Here is a 9,750-nt window from a genome sequence, read left to right as displayed (position 1 = left end):
CCTCCGCCTTGCAGCTGCACGCACCAGACCCCGCTCACCGGCACTGAACAGCGCTGTCGATTTCCTGCGACCTGATCCAAACGACAGGCCCTAGCATGGGCGGGTGCAGACGATGCCCGCCCATGCGGCCCACCACAACGACCGTGAGATCGAGAGCCTCGACGAGTTCGACGCGACCGTCTCGGCCCGCGGCACACTCGCCGGATTCCGCGTCCAGGCCGTCGATCTGACGGACCGCACGCGGGAGTTGCTCAGCACGGACACCGTGGGGGCCGTCTTCCTCGGCTGCCCCATGCGCGAAGACGCCGCCGCCAAGATCCGCGCGGACGGCGCCATGGTCTTCCCGCCCGTCCCCGACCTGCCCTTCGACCCGTACCGGGGCCTGCTCTACTCCCCCGACGAACTCTTCGCGTCCCTGGCGGACGGCTACGAGTCGACGCCCGACGCCCGCGCGTACACCTGGTTCCAGCAGACCAAGGCCGACGGCGACGTCTTCGCCTCGATGCTGCGCTCGATCCACGACGACGCCGTCTCGGACGCCCTCGACGAACTCCTCTCCGGCGCCCGGGTGGTGGGCGTGATGGGCGGCCACGCGATGGCCCGCGGGACGCAGGCGTACGCCGGTGCCGCGCGCCTCGGCCGGGAACTGGCCCGGGCCGGCCTCACGGTGGCCACCGGCGGCGGCCCGGGCGCGATGGAGGCGGCGAACCTCGGCGCGTACGCGGCCCCGTTCAACGACGAGATGCTGGCCGAGTCGCTCGAACTCCTCGCCAAGGCACCGAAGTTCACGCCCTCGATCACCCAGTGGGCGACACTCGCCTTCGAGGTGCGCACCCGCTGGCCGCAGGGCGGCCCCTCCATCGGCATCCCCACCTGGTTCTACGGCCACGAGCCGCCGAACCCGTTCGCCACGCACATCGCCAAGTACTTCGCCAACGCCACCCGCGAGGACGGCCTGCTGGCCCGCTGCACCGCGGGCGTGGTGTTCCTGCCGGGCGCCGCCGGCACCGTACAGGAGATCTTCGACAACGCGACGCCCAACTACTACGAGTCACGGGGCGAGCCCACGCCGATGGTGCTCGTCGACCGTGCGCACTGGACGGAGCGGCTGCCCACCTGGCCGCTGCTCCAGGCGCTCGCGCGGGAGCGCGCGATGGAAGCCCGAATCGCACTGGTCGACCGGATCGAGGAGGCTCCCGAGGCTTTGAAACGTCTCGGTGGTTAATGAGAGGGCAAAGGCAACGCCTGTAGGCCTCGTATGCGTTGACACTTCTTATGCTGCGCTTATAGACCTGTGAGCCTCAAGTGGATGGTGATGCCACATCACCATCCACTCAGCCCCCCGCATTTGCGCATCCCGTGAAGGACAAACGTGACAGTCCTGTCCATATCGCGCCGAACCGCCGTACGTTCGGCGCGCATCCTCGGTGTCGCCTCCGCCTCGGCCGCGCTCACGCTCGGTCTCGCCGGCAACGCGCTCGCCTGCAACATCAACGAGTTCTCCGCCGAAGCGAAGTGTGACGGCTCGAAGGGTGTCATCGCCGTCACCGACGTGGACGCCTCTGGCACGCCGGCGACCGTCTCCGTGTTCCTGGAGAACAACGGGGCCGACGCGCGCAAGGTCGGCCAGCAGGTGGTCAAGGGCTCGCGCGAGGGTGTCACCATCACCTTCGCCGAGGACTGGCAGCCCAACGCCGTCTACCGCGTCCACGTCAAGGCCTCGAACCTCGTCGACGAGGACATCAAGCCGAACCTGACCACACCGTCGACGGCCTGCGCGACCGAGGAGCCGCCGGCCACTCCGACGCCGACACCGACGCCGTCGGACTCCGCCTCGACGCCGGCCGAGGACACCGACACCCCGACCCCGACGCCCTCCACCAGCGAGAGCACCGCGCCCGCGGCCACCACGAGCAACGCTCCGTCGCCCGCGGCCGGTGACTCCAACCTCGCCGAGACCGGCGCCAACTCGAACACCGGCATCATCGCCGGCATCGCGGCCGCCCTGGTCGTCCTGGGCGGCGGCGCCGTCTGGTTCGGCCTGCGCCGTCGTGGGGCGAGCGGTCGCTGACGCCCGCTCCGCACACCGCTGTGGCCCGTTCCCGACAAGGGGGCGGGCCACCGCTCGTTCACCCGAAGGTCGCCCGCTCCAGCCAGAACTCCAGCAGCTCGCGCTCGCCGAGCACCTCCAACTCCGGGCTGTCCAGCGGCAGCCGGCGGTAGAAGGCGAGCAGTACGGCGGTGAGCGGCCCCCTGAGCGCGACGGTCGCCTTCTCGTGACCGCGCCGCCAGAGGAGGACGTCGTCGGTGAGCTCGACGACCCACTCGGCGTTCACCTCGGGCGTGGTGTCGGTGGCGTGCAGATGGATGCTGCGGCCGGGCCGGCGCAGCTCCGTCGCCGCGTCGTGCGGCATGGTCCGCTGCACGAACTCCACGATCTGGAGCCACTCGTCGATCGCGTCGGCGGCCACCTCGGGAGCGACCTCGTACGGCAGCCCGGCGGCGAGCGTGGCGTCGGCGCGGTGGATCGTGATCTCGTGCGCCATCCGGCGGGCCCAGAACCCGGCGCTGGGGATCCCGGCCCAGGCCCACACCTTCGTGTCCGGACCGGCCTCCCGCAGTGTGCCTACGAGCATCTCGCCGGTCTCCGCGAGCCAGGCGTCCAGCGCGGCGGCATCTCCCCGGGCCGCCGGTCCGTCGCCGAGCGGCACCCGCTCCTCGGGGATGTCCTCCTCGGCACGCGTCCGCACGATCAGCTCCACCCAGCGCAGAGCGCCGCCCGTATGCCGTACGAGCTGTTCCAGCGACCAGTCCGGGCAGGTCGGCACGGTGGCGGAGAGGTCCGCCCCGGAGGTCACGACCGCCCTCAACAAGCCGACCTGATGATCGATTTCCTCGCAGTAGCGGTCATGGGAGAGCAGTGTCATGCCCGCACCCTATGCGCCCTCCGATCCCCCGAGCACGACGATTTCCGCCCCGTCGAACGTCACCCCGACCGTGCCCCCGACCTCCGGCGCGTCCCGCAGCGCGCACGCCGCCTCCAGTCGCGGTGCGCCGTCCTGGGGCTGGAGGTGTACGGCGACATGGGTGCCCTTGAAGGTCCGCGCGGTCACCGCGCAGCGCAGCCCCTCGTCCGCGGCCACGAGCCGTACCCCGGCGGGCCGCACCAGCACGCAGCGCTCCCCCTGCGAAGCCCCGGCGGGGACCGGTACCTTGCCCCACGGTGTGTCCGCGGCCTCCCCGGCGACGGTGCCCTCGGCCACGTTCTGGAAACCGAGGAAGCGGGCCACGAACTCGTCCGCCGGGCGCTGCCAGACCTCAAGAGGTGTACCGGACTGGGCGATCCGCCCGTCCCGCATCACCACGACCCGGTCGGCGAGCGCGAAGGCCTCGCCCTGGTCGTGCGTCACGGCGAGCACGGTGGTGCCCAACCGGCCGAAGAGTTCCCGCAGTTCGACGACGAGCCGCTCCCGCAGCGAGCGGTCCAGCTGGCCGAGCGGCTCGTCGAGCATCAGCAGCCGGGGACGGGGAGCCAGGGCACGGGCGAGCGCCACCCGCTGCTGCTCACCTCCGGAGAGCGCCGCGACCGCCCGGCGCCCGGCGCCCGGAAGCCCGACCAGCTCCAGCAACTCCTGAACCCGCTCGTCCTGTTGTGCCTTCGACGCGCCGTGCATCCGCAGCCCAAAGGCGACGTTCCCGGCCACGTCCCGCTGCGGGAAGAGCTGATGGTCCTGGAACATCAGCCCGATCCCACGCTTGTGCGCGGGCACGCCGGCCTGGTCGCTCCCGTCGAGCAACACCCGTCCACCATCGAGGGGTTGGAGTCCGGCCACCGCCCGCAGCAGCGTCGACTTGCCGCTGCCGCTGGGCCCGAGCACGCACACGATCTCGTGCTCGGCGACATCGAGGCCGACCCCGTCCAGCGCGGACTGCCCGGCCCGCCCGTTCCGCCCGTTCCGCCCGTTCCGCCCGTTCCGCCCGCCGAACCGTACGGTCGCGTCCTCAAGGCTCAGCAGCATCTAGAACTCCCCGGTCCGGTCGGTGCGCAGCCGCTCAAGCACCAGGAGCGCCACCGCGCACACCACCATCAGAATCGTCGAAAGGGCCATCGCCTGGCCGTAGTTGAGGGCACCGGGCCGCCCGAGCAGCCGCGCCACGGCGACCGGCAGCGTGGGATTGTCCGGCCGCGCGATGAACACCGTCGCCCCGAACTCACCGAGCGACACCGCGAAGGCGAACCCCGCCGCCACCAGCAACGCCCGCCGCACCATCGGCAGATCGACCTCACGCCACACCCGCCACGGCGACGCCCCGAGCACCGCCGCCGCCTCCCGCAGCCGCACGTCCACCGCCCGCAGCACCGGCAGCATGGTCCGGACGACGAAGGGGACGCCGACCAGCGCCTGGGCCAGCGGCACCAGGATCCAGGAGGACCTGAGGTCGAGCGGCGGCTCGTCGAGGGCGATCAGGAAGCCGAATCCGACGGTCACCGCGGACACGCCCAGCGGCAGCATCAGCAGCGCGTCGAAGCCGCGCACGAACCGGCCCGCGTCCCGCCGCGTCAGCGCGGCCGCGGCGAGAGCGCCGATCGCCACGGCGATGGCGGTGGCGGTGGCGGCGTACTGCAGTGAATTGCCGATCGCCTCGATCGGCGGGACGAGGAAGATCCCGCTGTCGTCACCGGTCAGCGCCCGGTAGTAGGCGAAGTCGGGCGCGTCGAGGGACCGCTGCACCAGCACGGCGAGCGGCAGCAGCAGGAGTACGGCGATGGTGACCAGGACGCCGGTCAGCAGCGCCCACTGCCCGGCCCCGCGCGGCCGGCGCGCGGTCGCGGACGCGTCCACCAGCTTCAGGGCGGTCTCCCGGCGCCGTACGGTCCACGCGTGCACGGCGAGGACCGCGCCCACCGCGACGAACTGGATCAGCGTCAGCACGGCGGCCGTGGACAGATCGAAGATCTCCGAGGTCTGCCGGTAGATCTCCACTTCGAGGGTCGAGAAGGTCGGCCCGCCGAGGATCTGCACCACGCCGAAGGACGTGAAGGTGAACAGGAAGACCATCAGCGCGGCGGCGGCCACGGCGGGGCCGAGCGCTGGCAGGGTGACCTTCCGCCAGGCTTTCAATGCGGACGCGCCGAGCATCCGCGCGGCCTCCTCCTGGCGCGGGTCGAGCTGCGCCCAGAGCCCGCCGACCGTCCGTATCACCACCGCGTAGTTGAAGAAGACGTGCGCGAGCAGGATCGCCCACACGGTGGTGTCCAGCCGTACGCCCCACAGCTCGTCCAGAAGCCCGCCGCGGCCGACGAGCGCCAGGAACGCCGTACCGACGACGACCGTCGGCAGCACGAAGGGCACGGTGACGACGGCCCGCAGGATCTGCTTGCCGGGGAAGGCGAAGCGGGCGAAGACATACGCGCCGGGCAGGGCGACCAGCAGGGTGAGCGCGGTGGAGGCGAGTGCCTGCCAGGTGGTGAACCACAGGACGTGCCGGATGTCGGACTGCGTCAGTACGTCCGCGATCCGCCCGAGCTGCCAGGTCCCGTCGACCTTCAGACCGCGCGCGACGATCGCGGCGACGGGGTAGGCGAAGAACACCGCGAAGAACGCGACGGGCACGGCGATGAGCCCGAGCCGCGCCGCGTTCCCCTTGAAGCGCGGGGTCACTTCAGTACGAGCGAGGTCCACGACTTGACCCACTGGTCACGGTGGTCGGCGATCCTGGCCGGGTCCATGGTCTCGGGATCCTTGGCCTGCGGCCCGTACTTCGCGAACTCGGCCGGCACCTGGGCGCCCTCCCGCACCGGGTAGACGAACATGTTGAGCGGCATGTCCTCCTGGAACTCCTTGGTGAGCAGGAAGTCGAGGAACTCCTTGCCGCCCTTGGCGTTGGCGGCGTTGCTCAGCAGGCCCGCGTACTCGACCTGGCGGAAGCAGGTGCCGGCGGCGACGCCCGTCGGCGCGGTCGTCGGCTTCGGGTCGGCGTAGATCACCTCGGCGGGCGGCGAGGAGGCGTAGGAGACGACGAGCGGCCGGTCGGCGCCCGCCTTCTTGCCGGCGGAGGAGCCGGAGAACTCCTCGTTGTAGGCCTGCTCCCAGCCGTCGACGACCTTCACGCCGTTGGCCTTGAGCTTTGTCCAGTAGTCCGACCATCCGTCGCCGCCGTACTTGGCCGCGGTGCCGAGCAGGAAGCCGAGCCCGGGCGAGGAGGTGGAGGCGTTCTCGGTGACGAGGAGGTTCTTGTACGCGGGCTTGACCAGGTCGTCGAAGGAGGCCGGCGGGGTCAGCTTGTGCTTGCTGAAGTACGCCTTGTCGTAGTTGACGCAGATGTCGCCGGTGTCGATGGGCGTGACCCGGTGCTTGTCCTCGTCGACGCGGTACTCCGGCTCGACCTGGTCGGAGCCCTTCGCCTCGTACGACTGGAACAGCCCGTTGTCGAGCGCCCGTGACAGCAGGGTGTTGTCGACGCCGAAGAAGACGTCGCCCTGCGGGTTGTCCTTGGTGAGGATGGCCTTGTTGACTGCCTGCCCGGCGTCGCCGTCCTTGAGGACCCTGACCTTGTAGCCGGACTTCTTCTCGAAGTCGGCGAGGACGCTCTTCGACACGACCCACGAGTCGTGGCTGACGAGGGTCACGGTCTTGGAGCCGCCGCCGCTCCCGCTGTCGGACGATCCGCACGCCGACAGCGTGACAGCGCAGCCCAGGCCGACGGCCACGGCCGCGAGCTTCTTGGTGGTGCTCACCGATTTCCTCCTGGCTGACCAGGAAGAGACGCTGCCCTGCCCGGGACCTGAGACGGTTCCCGGGCAGGGCACAACAGCTTGAGTGATGACCGAACTTCCTACCCAGAATGACCTGGGCAAGGTTCAGAGGGTCTGCGGTCTGTCCCGCACTCTCAGCGCTGTGGCGCTCCCCTGTCGGAATATGAATATGTACTTACGCGGGCCACACTACCGCTCGGTCGCGGCGAGCTGACCGCACGCCCCGTCGATCTCCTGTCCACGGGTGTCCCGGACCGTGACCGGCACACCATGGGCCGCGATGGCCTCGACGAACGCCTTCTCGTCCTCGGGACGGGAGGCGGTCCACTTCGACCCCGGCGTCGGGTTCAGCGGGATCAGGTTGACGTGCACGGGCTTGCCCCTGAGCAGCCGCCCGAGCCGGTCGCCCCGCCATGCCTGGTCGTTGATGTCCCGGATCAGCGCGTACTCGATGGACAGCCGGCGCCCGGACCGCTCCGTGTACGCGAAGCCCGCGTCCAGGACCTCGCGCACCTTCCACCGCGTGTTCACGGGGACGAGGGTGTCGCGCAGCTCGTCGTCGGGGGCGTGCAGCGAGATGGCGAGCCGGCACTTGAAGCCCTCGTCGGTGAAGCGGTTGATCGCCGGGACGAGTCCGACCGTCGAGACGGTGATCCCGCGCTGCGAGAGCCCCAGTCCGTCGGGCTCGGGGTCGGTGAGCCGCCGGATGGCACCGACGACCCGGTTGTAGTTGGCGAGGGGCTCGCCCATGCCCATGAAGACGATATTGCTCAGCCGCGCCGGACCGCCGGGAATCTCGCCGTCCCTCAGGGCCCGCATACCGTCCACGATCTGGTGCACGATCTCGGCGGTGGACAGGTTCCTGTCCAGGCCCGCCTGGCCGGTGGCACAGAACGGGCAGTTCATCCCGCATCCCGCCTGGGAGCTGATGCACATGGTCACCCGGTCCGGGTAGCGCATGAGCACCGACTCGACGAGCGTCCCGTCGAACAACCGCCACAGCGTCTTGCGTGTGGTGTCCGCGTCGGTCGACAGATGCCGCACGACGGTCATCAGCTCGGGAAGCAGCGCCTCCTGAAGCTTCTGCCGCGAGCCGGCCGGGATGTCGGTCCACTGCTCCGGATCATGCGCGTACCGCGCGAAGTAGTGCTGCGACAGCTGCTTGGCGCGAAACGGCTTCTCGCCGATCGCGGCGACGGTGTCCTTGCGCTCACCGGGGGTGAGATCGGCAAGGTGCCGCGGCGGCTTCTTGGCTCCGCGGGGGGCGACGAAAGTGAGTTCTCCGGGTGCAGGCATAACCCTCCCAGTGTCGCAGATCGCTCGGTGTGCCCTGCGGGCCGAGCCTGTCCGTGCATCCACGCAGGAGCGTGCTGTCGGCGTCAGGCCTCGAAGCGGCGGCGGGCAGCCTCTATGTGACCGAGGTAGGTATGGGTCCAGTCGCACATTCCATCGACCGTTGCGCGCAGGCCCTGGCCCGGCTCGGTGAGGATGTACTCGACCCGGGGCGGCACCGTGGGGTGCACGGTGCGCTCGACCAAGCCGTTGCGCTCCAGCATGCGCAGGTTCTGGGTGAGCATCTTGTGGCTGATGCCCTCGATCTCGTTGCGCAACTCACTGAAGCGCAGCGTGCGTTCACCGAGAGTCTCGATGATCAGGAGCGCCCACTTGTTGGCGACGTCGGAGAAGATCTCCCGTGCCAAGGAGTCCGCGCGACTCAGATCCGCGTCCTCGGGTGAGCCGCTGTACTGCTTGGTCACCATCAGGTTCCCCAGTCACTGAAAAGTGCGTTCTTCCACGTCAGCGCTTACTCTCCTACGGTTTCCGAGTAACCACAAGAGAGCGAGTGCTCACGACAAGGAGGCGGACAGCATGGCCCTCACCCTGGTGAACCCCAGCGGATTGCCCGAAATCGATGTCTACCGGCAGGTGGCGATCGCATCCGGATCGAAGCTCGTCTTCATCGCCGGACAGGTCGCCTGGGATGCCCAAGGGGTCACGGTAGGCGAAGGTGACCTCGCCGCTCAGGTCGAGCAGTGCTACCTCAACATCGGCACCGCCCTGGCCGAGGCCGGCGGCTCCTTCGACGACGTGGCGAAGCTGACCGTCTACGTCGTCGGCTGGACCCCCGACAAGATGCCCACGCTCCTGGAGGGCATCGCCCGGGCCGCCGCGAAGCTGGGAGTCACCCCGGTTCCGCCGGCCACACTGATAGGCGTCGCGGCACTGGACGTCCCCGACCACCTGGTCGAGATCGAAGCCACCGCGGTCCTCGACTGAGGTGATCTTCCGGCGCCTCCCGGACGCGTCCTCCCCCGGACGCGCCCCCATGAGCGGGACCCGGTCGCCCCGCTCGTGAGGCGTTCTACCGCTGGAGTACTAAGCGGTCCGCTGCTCCAGCCGCTCCTTGAGCAGCTGCTCGTCGCGCGGCAGCTCCTTGCGGAGCTGCGGGCGGACGACGAGGGGGACGAGGACCTTGCCGAGGCCGTGCCCTTCGAAGTCGATCTCCAGCGTCACGCGGGAGCGCCGCCCCTCGTCGAGCGGCTCGATCTCGCCGTGGACGCGCGGCCTGACGGGACCGTCGACACCGTGCAGCCCCCAGCTGTGCGGCGGGGTGTGCTCGGTGAACTCCACGGTCATCAGCCTCTCGCGGCTGCCGATGCGCCGGGTGACCCGGACCCGGGAGCCGGTGTGCAGCGGCCCCTCGTCGAGCCGGTCCGCGCGCACCGCGCTCAGCTGCCATTCCGTCAGGTGAGAGGGGTCCGTGACATACGCGTAAACCTCGTCGGGGCTGCGGTCGACGTCGATCACTTCTCGGATGGCGGACATCGCGCCCTCCTTCCAGGGCGACCCCCTTCGAGAGCCCGGTTGGCCCCCTTTGGGGGCTTACACCGGAATCGTCCCACTCGGCCGCCCGCAAGGCCATCGCCCGCGCCTTCGCCCGCTGATGCAAGGAGCCCCCGCCTCGGCAGGGGCTCCAAACGACGAGACCGAGA

The 9,750-nt window shown here is 70.1% G+C and carries 10 protein-coding genes and 1 riboswitch; of the genes, 3 read left to right on the top strand and 7 right to left on the bottom strand.

Going from position 1 to position 9,750, the window contains the following annotated elements; genetic code table 11:
• Positions 1-103 precede the first annotated feature (103 nt).
• Both AB0I77_RS36765 and AB0I77_RS36760 read left to right on the top strand, forming a co-directional pair.
• Positions 104-1,225 carry an LOG family protein gene (locus AB0I77_RS36765; protein WP_363287124.1) on the top strand — a complete coding sequence of 374 codons (1,122 nt, stop codon included), beginning with the start codon at positions 104-106 and terminating at the stop codon, positions 1,223-1,225.
• A gap of 156 nt (positions 1,226-1,381) precedes the next feature.
• Complete coding sequence (locus AB0I77_RS36760; RefSeq protein ID WP_363287129.1) at positions 1,382-2,071, top strand: LAETG motif-containing sortase-dependent surface protein; 690 nt, start codon at positions 1,382-1,384, stop codon at positions 2,069-2,071.
• A gap of 58 nt (positions 2,072-2,129) precedes the next feature.
• Here AB0I77_RS36760 and AB0I77_RS36755 read toward each other — a convergent pair whose 3' ends face one another.
• The 6 genes from AB0I77_RS36755 to AB0I77_RS36730 all read right to left on the bottom strand — a co-directional run bounded on the left by AB0I77_RS36755 (position 2,130) and on the right by AB0I77_RS36730 (position 8,517).
• Complete coding sequence (locus AB0I77_RS36755; RefSeq protein WP_363287123.1) at positions 2,130-2,927, bottom strand: maleylpyruvate isomerase family mycothiol-dependent enzyme; 798 nt, start codon at positions 2,925-2,927, stop codon at positions 2,130-2,132.
• 9 nt (positions 2,928-2,936) lie between these two features.
• Positions 2,937-4,019: an ABC transporter ATP-binding protein gene (locus tag AB0I77_RS36750; RefSeq protein ID WP_363287122.1), complete on the bottom strand. Its 1,083-nt coding sequence runs from the start codon at positions 4,017-4,019 to the stop codon at positions 2,937-2,939.
• A complete protein-coding gene (locus tag AB0I77_RS36745; RefSeq protein ID WP_363287121.1) occupies positions 4,020-5,663 on the bottom strand; it encodes an iron ABC transporter permease in 1,644 nt (547 codons plus the stop codon).
• Positions 5,660-6,739 carry a thiamine ABC transporter substrate-binding protein gene (locus tag AB0I77_RS36740; protein ID WP_363287120.1) on the bottom strand — a complete coding sequence of 360 codons (1,080 nt, stop codon included), beginning with the start codon at positions 6,737-6,739 and terminating at the stop codon, positions 5,660-5,662. The genes AB0I77_RS36745 and AB0I77_RS36740 overlap by 4 nt, the downstream gene beginning before the upstream one ends.
• Positions 6,740-6,816: 77 nt before the next feature.
• Positions 6,817-6,922, bottom strand: a riboswitch (TPP riboswitch).
• A 24-nt stretch (positions 6,923-6,946) separates the two neighbouring features.
• Positions 6,947-8,053 carry a 23S rRNA (adenine(2503)-C(2))-methyltransferase RlmN gene (rlmN, locus tag AB0I77_RS36735; protein ID WP_363287119.1) on the bottom strand — a complete coding sequence of 369 codons (1,107 nt, stop codon included), beginning with the start codon at positions 8,051-8,053 and terminating at the stop codon, positions 6,947-6,949.
• 83 nt (positions 8,054-8,136) lie between these two features.
• On the bottom strand, positions 8,137-8,517 hold the full coding sequence (locus tag AB0I77_RS36730) for a helix-turn-helix domain-containing protein (RefSeq protein WP_363287118.1): 381 nt from the start codon (positions 8,515-8,517) through the stop codon (positions 8,137-8,139).
• Positions 8,518-8,626: 109 nt separating this feature from the next.
• Here AB0I77_RS36730 and AB0I77_RS36725 point away from each other — a divergent pair, with 109 nt between their 5' ends.
• Positions 8,627-9,034, top strand: a complete 408-nt coding sequence (locus AB0I77_RS36725; protein WP_363287117.1) for a RidA family protein — start codon at positions 8,627-8,629, stop codon at positions 9,032-9,034.
• 99 nt (positions 9,035-9,133) lie between these two features.
• Here AB0I77_RS36725 and AB0I77_RS36720 read toward each other — a convergent pair whose 3' ends face one another.
• Positions 9,134-9,583, bottom strand: a complete 450-nt coding sequence (locus AB0I77_RS36720) for an SRPBCC family protein (protein WP_363287116.1) — start codon at positions 9,581-9,583, stop codon at positions 9,134-9,136.
• Positions 9,584-9,750 lie beyond the last annotated feature (167 nt).

The organism is Streptomyces sp. NPDC050619, from assembly GCF_040654815.1.
Lineage (GTDB): Bacteria > Actinomycetota > Actinomycetes > Streptomycetales > Streptomycetaceae > Streptomyces.
This window is presented reverse-complemented; position numbering and strand designations above follow the sequence as displayed.

What these genes read in the sequence shown, in the direction of transcription:
- AB0I77_RS36720 (WP_363287116.1), bottom strand. Translation starts at nt 9,583, where the DNA reads ATGTCCGCCATCCGAGAAGTGATCGACGTCGACCGCAGCCCCGACGAG.
- AB0I77_RS36755 (WP_363287123.1), bottom strand. Translation starts at nt 2,927, where the DNA reads ATGACACTGCTCTCCCATGACCGCTACTGCGAGGAAATCGATCATCAG.
- AB0I77_RS36750 (WP_363287122.1), bottom strand. Translation starts at nt 4,019, where the DNA reads ATGCTGCTGAGCCTTGAGGACGCGACCGTACGGTTCGGCGGGCGGAAC.
- rlmN (WP_363287119.1), bottom strand. Translation starts at nt 8,053, where the DNA reads ATGCCTGCACCCGGAGAACTCACTTTCGTCGCCCCCCGCGGAGCCAAG.
- AB0I77_RS36730 (WP_363287118.1), bottom strand. Translation starts at nt 8,517, where the DNA reads ATGGTGACCAAGCAGTACAGCGGCTCACCCGAGGACGCGGATCTGAGT.
- AB0I77_RS36725 (WP_363287117.1), top strand. Translation starts at nt 8,627, where the DNA reads ATGGCCCTCACCCTGGTGAACCCCAGCGGATTGCCCGAAATCGATGTC.